Raw genomic sequence first — 16,965 nt, 5'->3', positions numbered from 1 at the left:
GTCGTTCGTCAGGGACTTTCAACCACTGACCGGAACCGGCCATGCGTCACGAAGGCTCGCACGCGGACTCTCGCTCAGGCGTCCCTCGCGGCGGGCACGGCGGCGACCACCGGCTCGTTCCAGCGGCCGGTCGCGAGGAAGTCCTCCAGCGCCTTCGTGTAGGGACACGATGTCCAGCTTGAGGGTCTGCTCGACCCATGTGTCGTCGTAGTAGCTCTTCATGTACCGCTCGCCCTGGTCGCACATGAGCCATGACCACGCTGCCCTGCTCACCGTCGGACAGCATCTCGGCGACGATCCGCAGGGCTCCCCACAGGTTGGTCCCGGTGGAGGGGCCAGCGCGGTGGCGCAGGCGTGACAGGAGCAGCCGCATGGCGGCAATCGAAGCGGCGTCGGGCACTGAGATCATCCGGTCGACGACGGCGGGCAGGAACGAGGGCTCGACCGTGGGGCGCCCGATCCCCTCGATGTGCGACGGGCTCCCCTTGATCCACGTCGAGGGGTCCTCCGGCCACTGGCTCTTGGGGTGGCCCTGGTTGGCCACCCAGTTGGGGAAGAACGCGGAGTTCTGCGGGTCCACGACGCACACGCGGGCGTCGCGACGGCTGAAGCGGATGTGTCGGCCGATGGTCGCACCGGTGCCGCCGGTGCCCGCTCCCACCACGAACCACTTGGGGTCGGGGTGGCGCTCCTCGGAGATCTGCTGGAAGACGGTCGCCGCGACGTTGTGGTCGTCCCGGTAGTCGTAGGCGCGCTCCGCGTAGGTGAACTGGTCCATGAAGTGCCCCTTCGGGGTCTCCTTGGCCAACCGTGCGGCTTCCTTCTTGATGTCGCCGTCGGGTCCGGGGTTCTTCACCTCGCCCCCGTAGGCCTTGATGAGCTCCACCTTCTCCACGCTGGTGTTCTTGGGCACCACTGCTGTGAACTTCAGCCCCAGAAGCTGGGCGAAATAGGCCTCGGAGACCGCCGTGGACCCGCTGGAGGCCTCGAACACGTGCGTGTCGGCCTCGATCCAGCCGGTGCACAGGGCGTGCAGGTACAGCGCACGCGCCATGCGGTGCTTGAGGCTCCCGGAGGGATGCACCGATTCGTCCTTGACGTAGAGGTCTATGCCCCAGTCCGTGGGGAGGGGGAAGCGGAACACGTGCGTGTCCGCCGAGCGCGTGGCGTCCGCGTGCAGCAGGCGTACGGCCTCCTTCACCCAGGCGCGTTTGCGGCCGTCGTAGTAGTCGACGATCCGGGTCGTCACAGGCTCTGTGATCTGCTCGGTCTGTGTCGTGGTCATGCGCCGTGGCTACCCGGACACCGGCGACACGGACCGCATGACCGCGAAACCACCGCTCGTGCCTCCTGCTTACGCCTGGTTTCTCTGGGTTGGTCCTCCTCGGCTCGGGCGTTTTCGGCTCTTCCCCATCGAGTGATCAGGCGAGGCCACGATCCCGGGTTGGGAGGGCCTGGCGGTGACGGAAGGAAGCCGCTCCCGCGGGGATCGGGTGGGAGCGGAGCACGATCCCCTGCTTCCCCGCGGTCGTGGAAGGGGGGTTCCCGGTTCCCGCCCGCGCGATGGGGCCTGGACGGGGCCCGGAGGGAGGTTCTTTTATTTGGTGGCGCGTTGGGAACCGAAAGTTGCCTGAACGTCACCATGCGGGTGCACTGTTAGAGAATGAAGCGCTGCGATTTCTGTGAACTCCCCATCGGTGAGGGGTGCGCCTGTGCGCTGCCCCGGGACTACATCGGTAGCTGTGGGACGGGGACTCCGTTCTCCACCGTGAAGCCGTACCCCTCCAATGACGCCATCCTCATCTCCCTGCGGGGCGTGGCCCACCGGCTCGGTTGCTCCCACCAGTCCGAGTCGGACGTCCGAGCCCCGTTGTGGGGTTGGATCAACTACCCGGACCCCCGGCTGTGGCAGCGGATCAGTGAGACCTCCCCCCTTCAGGCCACCGGGGGCAACACCAAGCGCGCGGCAACCCGGCGGTGCCGGAGCTGCGACCACTGACGGACTCCGGGACGGGTTCCACGAAGCCGTCCCGGGACCGGGTCAGTCGCAACTGCAGTCGCAGTTCTCGCAGCAGGAGCAGTTGCCACAGCAGCTGCACGCGTCGCAGCAGGTGGAGCAGGTGTCGGCCACGCACGCGCAGGCGTCGCACCAGGAGTCCTGGGGTTCACCCGACCACGGGCCGGGGTGCGGGTCGCGGCAGCAGTACTGGCAGGTGCAGCACATGAACAGCGCCGTGGCGCAGCCGGTGAGGATGCCCCGGCCGCGCGGCGGTTCCTGGAGTTCGGGGGTGCCGCAGGAGCAGGCGCCGCAGCATCCGCCCTTGCCGGAGCGCTTCGAGCCCTTTCCGCCGTGCCCGGAGTGATCCCCGTGTCCGGCGTCGTGGGGGTGTCCGCCGTCGCCGGGGTAGTCAACGTGGCCGCCGCCGTGGGGCGGGTAGTGACCGTGCCCTGGGTGGTCACCGTGGCCGGGGTGGTGACCGTGACCGGGGTGGCCGCCGTGGGCGAAGGTGCGCTCGACGGCGCGGTGGAGCTCCTGGACGAGGAGCACGCGGACCAGGCGGTCGTCGGTGAACACGGCCTCACGGAGGGCCAGGTCGACACCGAGGACCGCGTCGTCGCAGAGCTCCCGGGCCCGGCTGACCGGGGTGCCGGTGGCCGTGAGCGGGTTCCACGAGCCGTTGGCCAGGTCCTCCTCGCGGTCCTCGACCGCGTCCAACAGGTGCGCCACCCGGCCGAAGAGGCGACCCGCCTCCCGGAGCGGGTCGGCGTTCCCCGGGATTCCCGCCAGGGCGGCGGTGTGCGCGAAGGCCTCGCCGGTGGCCTCCTCGGTGGGCCGGGTGACGGTCAGGACGTCCGTGCCCTCACGGGCGGAGAGTTCGGCCTCGCGTTGGCGGTCCACCACTGAGACCAGGGCCCTGCCTTCGAACCCGAGTCCGCTGCCGGTCCGCTGGGCACCGTTCTGCCAGCGCGCCGCCACGCGACCGGCGACGGCGCGCACGCCGGGGCGGGCGTAGGCGCCGTCGCCGTCCTCGATGTGGTCGCTGATCTTGGCCGAAGCGAGCATCAGGGAGACCGCCGCGGCCAGGTGGGCGCCGGAACCGTCTGCGACCTGGGCCCCGCGCATGCCGCGGAGGAGGCAGCGGCCCGCCACGCGGGTTCCGGCCTGGTCGCGGGACTGCGCCGCGGTCAGGACCGACACGACCAGACCGTCGTAGTTGGTGGCGACCCTGGAGGCCTGGCCGTGGTCGTCCCGAAGGGCGAGGCACAGTCCGCACATGTGGGACATCCACTCCCGCGCGAGATCCTCGGACAGGCTGTGACGGCAGGGCCGCAGGATTCCGAACACGAAACCGACACCTCTTCTCCCGGTGCGCCGATCGCGCACTGATGCGGGATGTGACTCCCGGAAGGGGTGTCCGGTTCTCACTGGTTCGTGACTGGTCAGCGGGCCAGAGGCGAACCGCAGCACTTCTTGAACTTGCGCCCGGACCCGCAGGAGCACGGTTCGTTGCGCCCGGGTGACGGAGCGGGGCGCTCGGCGGTGGGGAGGTGCCCGCTCGGAGCGCCCCTGAGGTCGTCCTCCAGAGGGGGCAGGTAGGCGTCGGTGGAGCGGGTCGCCAGGTCGTGGGCGTCCGGGGCCATGCCGAGCGCCTCGCGCATGCGGGCGCGGCCGAGCAGGGGCAGCAGGCCGAGCCGGTTGAGTTCGGCGACGGTCTCCGGGGGCTGGGCGAGCATCCCCCGGCAGACGACGTTGTAGCAGTGCAGGGCCTTCTCGAAGTCGCCCCGCGACGCGAGGTCCTCGGCGAGGAGCACGGCCACGCCGCGTTCCAGGCCGGAGTCCATGAGCTCCTTGAGCAGGGCGTCTGTCTCGGCGGTCCGGCCCTCGGCGCGCAGCATCGTGACGATCTGGTTGGTCGCGAACTGGCGGTGCCCGCTCTTCGGCGCGTGCTCGCGCAGGGCCTCGGCGAGCGTCCGTGCGGCGTGTTCGTCCCGCTCGCGCAGGACGTCCACGGCCTCAAGGAGGATCTCACCGGCCTCGTCGGGGAAGGCCGTCAGGTCCTTGAGGTGTCGCTTGGGCAGGTCGAGGTCGCGGATCGCGTCCCACAACGGCTGCGGGACCGCCGTGGGGGCCGGGGAAATGTCGGTCATCCTCCCAGGTTAGGACGTGTCGGGTGGGTGCTGCCCGTCACACGGGGGCGGTCAGATCGGGCTGATACGGCTGAGGAGGTCGAGGAGGCCCGTCCCCGTGCTGGAGCCGACCTCCAGCCCGATGACGAGGGCGGCCACGGCCAGACCCAGGACGATCAGGATCAGGGGCCAGCGCCGTTTGCGTTCCGGGGTCTCGGAGAAGGGTTGCGCGTCGATCCAGGACTGGTCCAGGCGGGCGATCTCCCTGCGGAGGTCCTGGACCTCGGTGTGGTAGTGGTCGCGCTCGTCGCGGACGCGTTGGAGTTCCGCGCGCTCGGCGCGGACGGCGGCGCGGGCATCGACGACGTCAGTGTGGGCCCCCTCGGGGCCGCGTTTGGAGTGCCACCGCTCCAGGCGGGAGAGGGGCAGGTCCGCGTACTGGGTGGGCCAGTTGTCGTCGGGGGCGTCGAAGTCCTCGTCCGGCTCGGGCACGGTCTCGGCCGCGTAGTCGGGGGTTTCGGGGAGGGCGAGGGGCGGGGCGTCCTCGGGGGAACGGGGTTCGGGCCGGTCGGCCCGGACGGGTTCGGGGGCGCTCATCGAGGCGGAGACGGTCCAGGGCTCGGGATCGGTCCCCGGTGTCTTGGTGGCGGGCTCCGTCGTGCGCGGCGCCTCGTCCCAGAAGCCCGTTCCGGGTGAGAGCCGGGTGTCGCCGGACGCGGCCTCGGGTTCGGCTGAGCGGGCCGTGTCGGTGTCGGGTTCCCCCGGTCGCGGTTGACGGCCGAAGATCGAGAGGGGGTCGTGTTCCGGTTCCTGCGGGGTCTGGCGCCGCGCCACTCCCAGGAAGGTGTGCCCCCGCCTTCCGGAGGAACCATCGAGGCGTCCGGCCCAGGTCTCCTGCTCGGCGGTGTCCTGGGAGTCGTCATCGGTGAAGGGGTCGGGGGCCTCTTCGAGATCGCTCTCAGGGTCTAACACCGGGTCGGGGTCGGCTCCAGGCAGCGGCGAGGGCCAGCGAGCGGATTCGACCTCGGTCAGTGGCGACGTCCTCGGGCCCTGTTCGACCTCGGTCAGTGGCGGGCGCACCGGGGAGGACTCGACCTCCGGCAGCGGCGAGGGCCGCGCGGACTCGCCCCCGGTCAACGGCGAGCGCGCCGGGGAGGATTCGGGCTCGGTCAGCGGCGATGGCTCGCCATAGGCGCCGTAGGCGCCGAAGGCTGGGGTGGCCGTGGTGTCCTCCTCGGCGGCCACCCCGCTCTCGGGGACCTGCTCCACCGTGTGGGTCTCGTCGGGCTCCTCCTCCTGCGGCTCGGAGCGGGGGGCCGGGTCCAGCCAGTCGCGGAGCAGGTCGCGGCGTTCACCGAAAGTGGTGGCCTCGGGAATCCCGCGATCCCTGAGGTGGTCGGCGAGCGCGTCGCCGCCCTGCTCCCTCAGGACGGTGACCAGGCCCTCGGCGATCCGCAGGTGGTCGCTGGGGACCGGTGAGAGGAAGGGCGACCCCGTGGCGTGGTTCGCGGGGGGTGGCGCGAAGGCCAGGTGCGGGCCGTCCCCCGCGCCCAGGACCGGGTCATAGGTGGAGAAGGACCAGCTCCACCCAGCGGCGGGCAGGGCGGCGCGCGGGGTGAGGACGTCGTGCAGGGTGCGGTGCATGCCCCACAGGAAGCGCAGCTGGACGGCCTGCCACAGGTCGGCCCGGTCGGGGTCCAGGGCCAGGTGGACGGGGCGGTCGGGGTGCGCGAGCGCGTGGGCGACGGCCCCGGCGAGGATGGGTTCGCCGTCGATCTGGGTCTCGGCGGCGCGCCGGTCGCGGGTGCGCAGGGCGCCCGGCGCCGCGGTGCGTTCCCAGGGCGCCGGGGCAGACAGGCTGCGCATGGTCGCCCAGCCCGGTGTCGGTGGCCTGCTCGCGGCGGGCCGGGTGTTGGGGTTCTCGTGCAGGGAGAGGACACGGGGGAAGGTGAGCCCCCGGGTGGGCCCCACGATCGCCCAGGCGTGCGCCTCGCGGACGTCGCCGGGCCACCGGTAGACCAGAGCGCTCTGGCCGTCGGGGTAGTGGTGGGCCCAGAGGGTCTCCGGGTAGGCCGCCGGGTCGGTGCCGGGCAGCGCGGAACGGTAGTCGGCGGTGAGGGCGGGGATCAGGCGGTCGCGCCATGAGCGCAGTACGGGCTGGTCCCGGTCGGGGAGGGACGTGGCGGCCGGTCCGGGGCCGACGCGACCGAGGAGGGTGGGTTCGGCCCAGGCGAAGTGGATCTGGTGGTAGGCACCTGAGTCCGCTTCCAACGCCGTCGTGCTCTCGGGCAACTGGCCCCTCCCCCTTGGTTCGCGGATCCGTGGTGCGCGCGGATCCGCCGCGCGCCTACCTAGGGAAGGTATCCGCCGGAAGCGTCAGGAAACCGCGAAAGCGGAGTTATAGGGACATGTGCGAGCTATGTCGGGTCCGAATCAGCGCACGGCGGCGAGCCGGGAGTGCTGATCGGAGGTCAGGGTCAGGTCCATGGCCTCCAGCGCCTCGTCCAGCTGGGCGACGCTGCTGACACCGACCAACGGGATGACGCCCGGATCGTGGCCCGCGAGCCAGGAGAGCACCACCTGGTTGCGGGTGGCTCCGGTCTCCTTGGCCACCTCGTCCAGGACGGCCAGGCGGGCGGCGGTGCCGGGGTGGTCGTAGGCGTACTCCAGGGGCCGGTCCGGGCGGGTGTAGGCGCCACTCAGCAGCGACGTGTACGCCACCAGGACGTGTTCGCACCCCTGGGCCGCCTCGGCGCGGACGAAGTCGAACAGTTCGGGGGTGGCGTGCATGTGACCCGCGGACTCCAGGGGCACGTCGCCACGGGGCTGGAGGTAGCTGTAGCGGTACTGGAGCACCCGCGGGCGCGGCCACCCGTGGGCCTCCGCCGCGGAACGGGCCCGCTCCAGCCGCCAGGTGCGGTGGTTGCTGAGCCCGAGCTCACGGACCGTCCCCTCGGCGACGAGCCGGGCGAAGGCTTCCATGGTCTCCTCGACCGACGTGTCGGGGTCCTCCCTGTGGGCGTACAGGAGGTCGAGGGTGTCGACCCCCAGGCGTTCGCGGCTGCGCTCGGCGGCCGTCGCCACGGCTGCGGACGAGAGCCCCTCCGCCGCTTCCAGACCGGCGCCGGGCACGGTCGGCTGTGCGCCGATCTTGGTGGCGATCACGACCTCGTCGGTCACGCCGCGCTCGCGCCGCCAACGGCCGAGGAAGGTCTCGCTCTCGTGTCCCTGGCCTCCCTCGATCCAGAACTGGTAGCAGTCCGCGGTGTCGACGAAGGTGCCCCCGGCCTCGACGAAGCGGTCGAGGAGGGCGGCGGAGTTGGCGGCGTCCGTGGTGCTGCCGAACTGCATCGCCCCCAAGCACAGGGCGCTGACGGTGCGGCCGTTGATCGTGGTGTGTCGCATCAGGCGCTCTCCCCGGTCACGGGGACCGCTTCCGAGGCTTCGTCGGCGAGCGCCCTCGCGTAGTAGTCGATCTTGTGCTGGATCGTGATCTGACGTTGGCAGAGCTCGGCGATGCGGGCGTCGAGGTCCCGCTGGTGGCTCTGCAGCACGTCCAGGCGCTCGGGGATGGTGTGGTCGCCGTCGCGGACCAGCTCGGCGAAGTCGCGCAGCCGGGCGATGGGCATGTCGGTGTCGCGCAGACACCGGACGAGGTGAAGCAGGTCGACGTCGTCGGTGCGGTAGCGGCGATGACCGCTGGGGGCGCGCTCGACCCTCCGGAGCAGGCCCGCCTTCTCGTAGTAGCGCAGGGTGTCGAGGGTGAGACCGAAGCGCTCGGCGACCTCACCGGGGGTGTAGTAGTCCTCCATGCCGCAAGCATGGGACCTGGAGCGCACTCCAGGTCAAGTACCGGCGGAAAGTTCGCCTCGGGAGAGGGGAGCAAAGGGGCGGGTGGGGGTGAAGGGACGAGGGTGAAAGGTAGCGGTACTAGGCAGCCGACCGACCACGAGGCTCCCGGGGGGCCGAGTGGCTCCGGGGAGGGCCCGACCAACCACGTAGGACGCGTGGGACCGAAGGGTCCCGGCCCGATCCGCGAGGCGACCGACCGGCCCACGGGCCCCGGGTGGGGACGAACGGCCCCCGCCCGAGCGGCGCCAGACAACCGACCAACCACGAACGCACCAGGTGCGGACGACCGGCGCTGCCTCGCCGAGGCGGCCCTGGCCGGGGCTCCGGGTCAGGTGCCGCTGCCCCGGATGGCACCGACCACGGCACCGGTGAGGTCGTCGATGATCTCCTGTTCGCTCACCTCGGGGTGTTCGAGCCACCACTCCCCCGCCGCCTGGACCATGCCCACGACGGCGTGCGCGGCGATCTGGGCCCGCAGCCGATCCCTGATCCGCCCCTCGGTGAGCAACAGGTCCGCGAGCTCCTCCCCCAGGCGGCGCACCATCAGTCCGAGGTCGCTGCGGGTGCGCACGTCCTCCGAGGTGGCGCGGTCCATGAGGAACCGGTAGAGGTTGAGGTTCTGCGAGATCATCGACAGGTACGCGCCGACCGTGGCCCGGGCGCGCACGTCGAAGTCGGCGTGCTGGTACAGCTCGGAGCGGATGGCCTCGATGAGCGGGTCCACGTGGCGCTGGGCCAGCGCCTGGTAGAGGCCGCCCTTGTCGCCGAAGTGCCGGTAGAGGATGGGCTTGCTGATTCCCGCCTCGGTGGCGATGGCGAGCATGGAGGCGTCGGGGCCGTCGCGCTGGATCACCCTGTCCGCGGCGTCCAGGATGGTCCGCCGCCGTTCGGGGTCGCGGCCGCGCCCGCTCCTTCCCCGGCGGGGCGCCGCCGCGGGGGTGTCGTCGTCGGGCGCGGTCTGCTGAGTGTTTTCGAAGGCCACAAGCGTTCACCGTACTGGAGGGCCCGGCACGGCGGACCGGGGCGCGGACGCGCCCCTCAGGTCGGGATGGCGATCCAGGTCGCGCGTGCCAGGGCGAGCACGCGGCCGTCGCCGTCGTACAGGGCGCTGCCGGTGTGGACCTTGCGACCGTCCACGGACTCCAGGTGTCCCATCACCACCTGCGTGGACCCGACCGGCGGGACCGCGAGGACCTGGGCGGTCAGTCGGCCCAGGACGATGGGGCGGCCGGAGATGTCGCTGGACCAGCCGCCGGGGCAGTCCAGCGCGGCCCAGACCTGGGCGAGGGCGGCCGTTCCGTCGCCGCCGTCCACCTCCGGGCGGACCTCCCACGTGCAGGCGACGGTGTTGCCGACCCCGTCGGGGCCCTCGCCGGAGCGGACCCGTCCCGCGAACAGGCGCAGGCCCTCGCCCTCGGCGCGTTCGGGGCCGCAGCTGTAGCAGCGCGGGAAGGGGTGGTCGTCCAGCCCGGCGTAGCGGTCGCGGGCCTCCTCGGCCTCGGTGACGCCAACAGGTCCTCCGGGGATCAGTCCGGGGTCGAGGGGACCGGTCGTGACGGCCTCGGCCACGAGGCGGGCGCGGTCCTCGGCCGCGGGGTCGACCAGACGCAGGCCCTCAGGGGACTCCTCCACCGTGAGCGGGCGGTCCAGCGGCGGCGGGGTGCGCAGGGTGACCCGGACGGCGGGGCCGCCCGGGGCGGTCAGCCGCGCGGCGAGCAGTCCCGCGCTGTAGCCGCCGTTCCCGGAGCCGTCGGGGCCGTTGAAGGCCGCCGGGATGGTGAGGGTGGGGGCGCCGTTGCCTGGTGTCATGGGCCACAGGCTAACGGGGGTGGTGGGTGGCGGCGCCGTCCGCCCCGTCCGGTGTGCGGCCTCGGGTCGGGGTGCCAGGGGTGGTGATGGGGGTTGGTGTGGTGTCAGGGCGCGGAGTTCGTTCTCCGGGATGGATCACGGGTTGTTTCAGGAATCTCGCGCATGTGTTTCGATTCATTTCCTCCGAGTTTCCTTTCTTCACTTCGGGCCCGAACTCAACTCGGTCAGCACGAAGGGAAAAGCAGACCTCCGACCGCATCGGCAATCCCTTCATGGGATGAGATGACCATGGGCCTTCTCCATGACGCGTGGCAGGCCCGACAGCCCGCGAAGACGCAGGTGATCAACGGACGAGAGGATGGCGGCAGGCCCGGTTTCCTACCTGGAGTTCCTTTTTTGGCTAGCTTTGGGGCCAAATACGCCTCAGGTGGATAACAGCCCGTTGTGGACTATTGCCACGGACTCACCCGCTGCCTAGAATCCGATCTACTTCGATCCTGGATTCGTCCCCCAACGGCAGAGGAACCACTGCGTGAGAATCACCGGGAAGATCACCAAGGCCACGGCTGTGGTCGCGGCGGGAGCGCTCGTGCTCTCCGCCTGCTCGACGTCAGACTCCGGCGACGGCGGCGACGCCTCCTCCGGCTCCTCCACCATCACCTTGGCGTGGGACCAGGAGTACGACAGCTTCAACAACACCACCGCCGGAGCCAACTCCAGCAAGAACGCGATCATCAACCACCAGTTGACCAGCGGCTTCTGGTACTTCGGCGAAGGCGGCGCGGTCGCCCCCAACACCGACTTCGGGACCTACGACCAGGTCTCCGACGACCCGCAGATCGTCGAGTACTCGATCCACCCGGACGCCGTGTGGTCCGACGGGGAGGTCATCGACTGCTCCGACGCGCTGCTCTGGTGGGCGCAGCAGAGCGGCCGCTTCGAGTTCTCCTCCAACGGCACGGCGGGTGTCGAGGACACCCTCATGCCGGACTGCGAGATCGGTGACAAGGACTTCGCGCTGGAGTACGAGGTCCCCTTCTCGGACTGGGCGAGCAACGGCCCGGGCAACGGCAACAACACCCTCATGCCCGCGCACGTGGTCGCCGAGCAGGGCGGGCTCACCGTCGAGGAGCTCGTGGAGGCCATCCGCGACGAGGACCACGACGCTCTGGCCGACTCCGTCGAGTTCTTCAACGAGGGCTGGACCGTCACCGGCGCTCTGCCGGACTCCTCCCTCACCCCGTCCTCCGGGCCCTACCAGCTCGCCGGTTACGAGGCGGGGCAGTCGCTGACCCTGGAGCCGAACGAGAGCTGGTGGGGTGAGGCCCCCGCCACGTCCAACATCGTCGTGCGCTGGATCGCCTCCGACGAGCAGACCCAGGCCCTGGAGAACCGCGAGATCAACATCATGCGGCCCCAGCCCACGGTCGACCTGATCAACCAGGTCGAGGCCCTGGAGGGGGTGGAGTACCAGGTCTACGACGAGTACATCTACGAGCACCTCGACTTCAACTTCGACTCCAGTCCCTTCGAGGAGTACGAGCTGCGCGAGGCCTTCACCGAGTGCGTGCCGCGTCAGCTGATCGTGGACAACCTCATCAAGCCGGTCCAGCCGGACGCCGAGACCATGGACGTCCGCAACATCGCGCCCTTCGACCCGGGCTACGCGGAGGCCGTTGCCGCCAGCGGCGGCGACCAGTGGGCCGAGGTCGACCTCGACCGCTCCCGGGAACTCCTCGAGGAGCTCGACATGGTCGGCCAGGAGGTGCGGCTCGGCTTCATCGGCGGCAACCCCCGCCGCCAGCAGACCGCGGAGCTGATCAAGGACTCCTGCGACCAGGCCGGGTTCGACGTCCAGATCAACGGTGAGGACACGTTCTTCGACACCGACGGCGGGCTGTCGCAGAACACCTACGACGTGGCCATGTACGCGTGGTCCGGCTCGGCCCAGGTGAGCAGCTGGAACTCCACCTTCCGCTCCCCCGACGAGTGCACCGGCGAGGCCAAGGGCAACAACAACGGCTGCTACGCCAACGACGACCTGGACGGGCTGCTGGCCGACGTCCTCCAGGAGGCCGACCCCGACGCCCAGCTGGAGATCATCAACGAGATCGAGACGATCCTCTGGGACGACCTGGTGACGATCCCGCTCTTCAGCCACCCCGGCACCGCCGCGTGGAGCGACAACGTGGAGAACGTCATCCCCAACCCCGCGCAGACCGACATCGTCTGGAACGTGTGGGACTGGTCGGTCCAGTAGGCCGCACCACACCCAACGCGCGCGAACACCCGTGCCGTCCGATCCCCACCCGGACGGCACGGCCCCGGCCCTGGCCGGGAGGGCCGGCCCGCCGGCCGCGCGCGAACATCCCCCTGCCTCCAGGAGTCAGCACCCGTGCTCGTCTTCATCGCGCGAAGACTCGTCGTCTCGGTCTTCGTGCTCTTCGCCGCGACCTTCGTGATGTTCGTCCTCGCGACCAACACCGGGGACCCGCTCGCCGACCTCCGCGAACTGCCGGAGAACGCCCGCGAGGCCGCCATGGCGGAGCGGATCGAGCGGATGCGTCTCAACCTCCCCGTCTACTCCCGCTACTTCCTCTGGCTCGGTGGCGCCCTCACCGGTGACTTCGGGGTGAACCGGCAGGGCCAGGACGTCAACGTCCTGCTCACCGACGCCGTCTCGGCCACGATGCAGCTGGTGGTGGCCGCCACCCTCCTCGCGATCATCATCGGCATCGCCATCGGTGTCGTGTCCGCCCTGCGCCAGTACAGCGGATTCGACCACTCGGTGACCTTCGGTGCCTTCGTCGCCTTCTCCCTACCCATCTTCTGGGTCGGGGTCCTGCTCAAGCAGTACGGCGCCATCGAGTTCAACAACTGGCTGGCGCAACCGGCCATCCCTCCCCTGGTCATCGCCGTGGTGGCCCTGCTCGCCGGGCTGGCCTGGAGCTCGTTGGTCGTGGGCGACCGGCGGACCCGGATCATCGCCTTCGCCGGTGCCGCGGCCGCCACGGCGGGGATCCTCACGTTCGTCTCGGTCACCCGGTGGTTCACCGACCCCGGCCTGGGCCCGGTGGTCGTGGCGGTCAGCGCCTTCGGCGCCGCCGTCGGCTTCAGCGTGCTCATCTCGGGGCCGAGTCCGAACCGCCCGATGTACGCCGCGTTGGCGTCGGCGGCGGTGGGCACGGTCATGTACTTCGCGCTGTCGCCGGTCCTGGCCGACCCCAGCCTGGCCGTCATCGGCGGCCTGGCCCTGGCCACCGTCGCCGTGTGCGTGGCGCTCGGCTACGGGATCGGCGGTGTGCTGTACCGGCGCGAGGCCGTGGCGACGGCGCTGTGGACGGGCCTGTTCACCGGCGGAGTCATCTTCGTCGACCGGATGCTGCGCTCCTTCGCCTCCTACAGCTCCTCCATGCAGGGCCGACCCATCTCCACCGTGGGCGCCCGCACCCCCAACTACCAGGGCACGTTCTGGGAGCTGTCACTGGACTCGGCGGGCCACCTGGCCCTGCCCACCCTGGCCCTGATCCTGGTCTCCCTGGCGACCTACACCCGTTACAGCCGCGCCAGCATGCTGGAGGTGATGAACCAGGACTACGTGCGCACGGCTCGGGCCAAGGGCCTGCCCGAACGCACGGTCATGACCCGGCACGCCCTCCGCAACGGGCTCATCCCCATCACGACCCTGGCCGCCTACGACTTCGGAACCGTCATCGGCGGGGCGGTGGTCACCGAGACGGTCTTCGGCTGGCGCGCGATGGGACACCTGCTGCTCACCGGACTCAACGAGGCCGACCCGGCACCCGTCATGGCGTTCTTCGTGGTGGCGGGCGGCGCGATCGTCCTGTTCAACATGGTCGCCGACATCACCTACGCCTACCTCGACCCCCGGATTCGGCTGTCATGACCGAGGGAGACACTCGATGACGACGCACCACGACGCTCCGCCGCCGGACCCCGAGGACGGTACGACCGCGCCCGGGCACCCGGACCCCGACGCCGCCGCGGGCCTGAACATCGCCGCCCGCACCCAGTGGCAGCTGGTCCGCTCGCGGTTCTTCCGGCACCGCGCGGCCCTGCTCGGCATGGTTCTCCTCGCCGGGGTGGTCCTGCTGTCCTTCACCTCGATCGGGTTCGGCCCCGTGCCGGGCTGGTGGGACAAGTCGCCCTCCGCGACCGGTCCCCTCACCGACGGCGGCGACCCCACCCTGAGCCTGGTGCCGAGGTTCCTCGGCGGCGCCGGGCTGGCCCTGGGCGAGCACCCCTTCGGGCAGGACAACGTCGGCAAGGACTACTTCGCGCTGACCATGCGGGGCACCCAGGTCTCCCTGACCGTGGCCTTCCTGGTCGGGATCGTGGCCACGGTCGTGGCGACGGTGATCGGTGCCTGCGCGGGCTACTTCCGGGGCTGGACCGAGGCGGTGCTGATGCGCCTCACCGACGTCCTCATCGCGATCCCGCTGCTGGCGATCGCCGCGGCGGCCGCCAAGATCGCCGGGCAGGCCGGCATCGTCTACCTGGGAGTCGTCCTGGGGCTGGTGACCTGGACCCAGACCGCCCGCCTCGTACGCGGCTCGGTGCTGTCCCTGCGGGAGAAGGAGTTCGTGGAGGCCGCCCGTTCGGTGGGCACCTCCTCGGTCCGCATCATCTTCAAGCACATCCTGCCCAACACGGTGGGCGTGATCATCGTCAGCGTGACCCTGGCCATCGCCGCGGCGGTGCTGCTGGAGTCCGCCCTCTCCTTCCTCGGGATGGGCGTGCAGCCGCCGGACACCTCGCTGGGACGGCTGATCACCGACTACCGGAGCGCGATGGGCACCCGCCCCTGGCTGTTCTACTGGCCCGGCCTCTTCATCATCCTGATCGCGCTGTCGGTGAACTTCATCGGCGACGGCCTGCGAGACGCCTTCGACCCACGACAGAACAGGGTGCGTGACTGATGACCCAGACACCCGCCATCCCCCCGCCGCCCGGGCCCCTACCCGACCCCGTCCTCGGTGCGGCGGTCACCGACGCGGCCGGGGAGGTCCACACCGCCCGCACCCTCTCCGATGCCGAGGCCCCCACCGAGCACGAGGTCCTGCGCGTCGAGAACCTCTCCGTGGAGTTCCCCACGGACGACGGCGTGGTCAGGGCCGTGCGCGACGTCTCCTACACCCTGCGCGAACGCGAGGTCCTGTCCATCGTCGGCGAGTCCGGCTCGGGCAAGTCGGTCTCCTCCATGGCGCTGCTGGGCCTGCTGCCCCGCAGCGCACGCGTCAGCGGGAGGGTGCTCTACCGGGGCCGGGACCTGCTGGAGATGCGGCAGAAGGAGCTGCGCTCCCTGCGCGGCCGACGGATCTCGATGGTGTTCCAGGACCCCATGACGGCGCTCAACCCGGTGCACACCGTCGGGGACCAGCTGGCCGAGGCGGTCCGGGCGCACAGCCTGGTCCCGCCCCGCAAGGCGCTCGAACGCGCCCGCGAGATGCTCGACCTGGTGGGCATCCCGCAGGCCGCGCAGCGCCTGCGGAGCTATCCGCACGAGTTCTCCGGCGGCATGCGGCAGAGGGTCATGATCGCCATGGCGATCATCAACGACCCCGACGTGATCATCGCCGACGAGCCGACGACGGCTCTGGACGTCACGGTGCAGGCCCAGATCCTGGAGAAACTGCTGGAGGTCAAGGACACCGTCAACGCGGCGATCCTGCTGATCACGCACGACCTCGGAGTGGTGGCGGGCCTGGCCCACCGGGTCCTGGTCATGTACGCGGGCCGCCCCGTGGAGATCGGGGGGACCGACGACGTGTTCTACCGGACCCGGATGCCGTACACGGCGGGGCTGCTCGGCTCGACCCCGTCGATGACCTCGGAGCGCCGCGAACGCCTGCGGCCCATTCTCGGCACCCCTCCCTCCCTGATCAACCTGCCCCGGGGCTGCCCCTTCTCACCGCGCTGTCCGCTGGCGGACGCCACCTGCCGGTCGGCCGAGCCCGAGCTGGTCGAGGTGGACGGACCCGACAGCGGCCACCTGGCCGCCTGCCATCACAGTGACCGGCTGGTGGACGTGGCGGACCCGACGACCTTCTTCCGTAACGGGGGGACGCGATGACGACCGTTCCAGAGGAACCCGGTACCCGGACGGACCCGGACACCCCGCTGCTCGACGTCCGGGATCTGGAGGTGCGCTTCCCCGTGCACGGCTCCGGGCTCCTGCGCCGGGTGGTCGGGCAGGTGCACGCGGTCAACGGGGTCAGCCTGCGGTTGGCCGAACGCGAGACCCTGGGCGTGGTCGGGGAGTCGGGCTGCGGCAAGTCCACCACCGGCCGGGCCATCCTCCAACTGGTCTCCCCCACCGCCGGTTCGGTGCGCTTCCGAGGGGAGGAGCTCACCACGATGTCGGCGGCGAGGATGCAGCGGGTCCGCCGCGAGGTGGGCATGGTCTTCCAGGACCCCTACGCCTCGCTCAACCCCCGGCTCCCGGTCAACGACATCATCGCCGAACCCCTCAAGGTGCATCGGCGCTGGCGTGACGGCGGGCCGGAGCGGGTGGCCGAGCTGCTGCGGATGGTGGGTCTGAGCCCCGAGCACGGGAACCGCTACCCGCACGAGTTCTCCGGCGGTCAGCGGCAGAGGGTCGGGATCGCCCGGGCCCTGGCGCTGGAACCCAGCCTGCTGGTGCTCGACGAACCCGTCTCCGCGCTGGACGTCTCGGTGCAGGCCGGGGTGGTGAACCTGTTGGCGGAGCTCCAGGAGCGCCTGGGCCTGTCCTACGTGTTCATCGCGCACGACCTGTCGGTGGTGCGGCACATCTCGGACCGGGTGGCGGTGATGTACCTGGGCGGGGTGGTGGAGACCGGCACCCGTGAGGACGTCTACGACCGGGCCTCGCACCCGTACACGATCGCCCTGTTGTCCGCGGCGCCCTGGGCCGACCCGCGTACGGAACGGGTGCGGGAGCGGATCGTCCTCACGGGTGACGTGCCGAGCCCGGTGAACCCGCCCAGCGGCTGCCGGTTCCGTACGCGCTGCTGGAAGGCGCGGGACCTGTGCGCGGAGGAGGCTCCCGAGTTGGTGGACCGGGGAGCGGGCCACCCGGTGGCCTGCCACTTCCCGGAGTAGGCGGCGCCGGGCGCGGGGGTGGAGTGGCCCCGCCCCGCGCCCCGCCGCTTCCTTCGGCCCGGGGCCGTTCCT

General features: G+C 71.0%; 13 protein-coding genes and 1 pseudogene. 6 read left to right on the top strand and 8 right to left on the bottom strand.

Translation table 11 applies throughout. From position 1 onward, the window contains the following. Positions 1 to 74: 74 nt before the first annotated feature. A pseudogene (locus D452_RS28265) lies at positions 75 to 1,285 on the bottom strand (PLP-dependent cysteine synthase family protein). Between the two features lie 378 nt (positions 1,286 to 1,663). Between D452_RS28265 and D452_RS0113905 the strand changes: the two are divergent. Continuing rightward, positions 1,664 to 1,999, top strand: coding sequence for a hypothetical protein (locus D452_RS0113905; protein ID WP_026129291.1), 336 nt, complete (start codon positions 1,664 to 1,666; stop codon positions 1,997 to 1,999). A 42-nt stretch (positions 2,000 to 2,041) separates the two neighbouring features. Here D452_RS0113905 and D452_RS0113900 read toward each other — a convergent pair whose 3' ends face one another. From D452_RS0113900 to D452_RS0113870, 7 genes are all read right to left on the bottom strand, one after another. Next, positions 2,042 to 3,346, bottom strand: a complete 1,305-nt coding sequence (locus tag D452_RS0113900) for a DUF5685 family protein (protein ID WP_017544759.1) — start codon at positions 3,344 to 3,346, stop codon at positions 2,042 to 2,044. 95 nt (positions 3,347 to 3,441) lie between these two features. Continuing rightward, entirely contained in the window at positions 3,442 to 4,149 is a 708-nt protein-coding gene (locus tag D452_RS0113895; protein ID WP_017544758.1) for an SEC-C metal-binding domain-containing protein, read from the bottom strand. 51 nt (positions 4,150 to 4,200) lie between these two features. After that, a complete protein-coding gene (locus D452_RS0113890) occupies positions 4,201 to 6,420 on the bottom strand; it encodes a hypothetical protein (RefSeq protein WP_051061310.1) in 2,220 nt (739 codons plus the stop codon). A 141-nt stretch (positions 6,421 to 6,561) separates the two neighbouring features. Next, a complete protein-coding gene (locus D452_RS0113885) occupies positions 6,562 to 7,533 on the bottom strand; it encodes an aldo/keto reductase (protein WP_017544757.1) in 972 nt (323 codons plus the stop codon). After that, positions 7,533 to 7,940: a MerR family transcriptional regulator gene (locus D452_RS0113880; RefSeq protein ID WP_017544756.1), complete on the bottom strand. Its 408-nt coding sequence runs from the start codon at positions 7,938 to 7,940 to the stop codon at positions 7,533 to 7,535. The genes D452_RS0113885 and D452_RS0113880 overlap by 1 nt, the downstream gene beginning before the upstream one ends. A gap of 368 nt (positions 7,941 to 8,308) precedes the next feature. Beyond that, complete coding sequence (locus D452_RS0113875) at positions 8,309 to 8,962, bottom strand: TetR/AcrR family transcriptional regulator (RefSeq protein WP_017544755.1); 654 nt, start codon at positions 8,960 to 8,962, stop codon at positions 8,309 to 8,311. 56 nt (positions 8,963 to 9,018) lie between these two features. Then, entirely contained in the window at positions 9,019 to 9,789 is a 771-nt protein-coding gene (locus D452_RS0113870) for a hypothetical protein (protein WP_017544754.1), read from the bottom strand. 532 nt (positions 9,790 to 10,321) lie between these two features. Here D452_RS0113870 and D452_RS0113865 point away from each other — a divergent pair. The 5 genes from D452_RS0113865 (at position 10,322) to D452_RS0113845 (ending at position 16,893) form a co-directional block, all read left to right on the top strand. Beyond that, positions 10,322 to 12,049: an ABC transporter family substrate-binding protein gene (locus D452_RS0113865; RefSeq protein WP_017544753.1), complete on the top strand. Its 1,728-nt coding sequence runs from the start codon at positions 10,322 to 10,324 to the stop codon at positions 12,047 to 12,049. A gap of 135 nt (positions 12,050 to 12,184) precedes the next feature. Further along, positions 12,185 to 13,696: an ABC transporter permease gene (locus D452_RS0113860; protein WP_017544752.1), complete on the top strand. Its 1,512-nt coding sequence runs from the start codon at positions 12,185 to 12,187 to the stop codon at positions 13,694 to 13,696. A 16-nt stretch (positions 13,697 to 13,712) separates the two neighbouring features. Further along, complete coding sequence (locus D452_RS0113855) at positions 13,713 to 14,729, top strand: ABC transporter permease (RefSeq protein WP_017544751.1); 1,017 nt, start codon at positions 13,713 to 13,715, stop codon at positions 14,727 to 14,729. Next, complete coding sequence (locus D452_RS0113850; RefSeq protein ID WP_017544750.1) at positions 14,729 to 15,883, top strand: ABC transporter ATP-binding protein; 1,155 nt, start codon at positions 14,729 to 14,731, stop codon at positions 15,881 to 15,883. Before D452_RS0113855 ends, D452_RS0113850 begins: the two co-directional genes overlap by 1 nt. Further along, positions 15,880 to 16,893, top strand: a complete 1,014-nt coding sequence (locus D452_RS0113845; RefSeq protein ID WP_017544749.1) for an ABC transporter ATP-binding protein — start codon at positions 15,880 to 15,882, stop codon at positions 16,891 to 16,893. The genes D452_RS0113850 and D452_RS0113845 overlap by 4 nt, the downstream gene beginning before the upstream one ends. The last annotated feature ends 72 nt before the right edge of the window (positions 16,894 to 16,965 follow it).

This window comes from Nocardiopsis prasina DSM 43845, assembly GCF_000341265.1.
GTDB classification, from domain to species: Bacteria; Actinomycetota; Actinomycetes; order Streptosporangiales; family Streptosporangiaceae; genus Nocardiopsis; species Nocardiopsis prasina.
The sequence above is the reverse complement of the archived record's forward strand: the minus strand, read 5'-3'. Positions and strand labels throughout refer to the sequence as shown.

Bases quoted from the DNA above. Each gene is read 5' to 3' on its own strand.
- D452_RS0113855 (WP_017544751.1), top strand. From the start codon at position 13,713: ATGACGACGCACCACGACGCTCCGCCGCCGGACCCCGAGGACGGTACG.
- D452_RS0113870 (WP_017544754.1), bottom strand. From the start codon at position 9,789: ATGACACCAGGCAACGGCGCCCCCACCCTCACCATCCCGGCGGCCTTC.
- D452_RS0113895 (WP_017544758.1), bottom strand. From the start codon at position 4,149: ATGACCGACATTTCCCCGGCCCCCACGGCGGTCCCGCAGCCGTTGTGG.
- D452_RS0113850 (WP_017544750.1), top strand. From the start codon at position 14,729: ATGACCCAGACACCCGCCATCCCCCCGCCGCCCGGGCCCCTACCCGAC.
- D452_RS0113905 (WP_026129291.1), top strand. From the start codon at position 1,664: ATGAAGCGCTGCGATTTCTGTGAACTCCCCATCGGTGAGGGGTGCGCC.
- D452_RS0113880 (WP_017544756.1), bottom strand. From the start codon at position 7,940: ATGGAGGACTACTACACCCCCGGTGAGGTCGCCGAGCGCTTCGGTCTC.
- D452_RS0113845 (WP_017544749.1), top strand. From the start codon at position 15,880: ATGACGACCGTTCCAGAGGAACCCGGTACCCGGACGGACCCGGACACC.
- D452_RS0113885 (WP_017544757.1), bottom strand. From the start codon at position 7,533: ATGCGACACACCACGATCAACGGCCGCACCGTCAGCGCCCTGTGCTTG.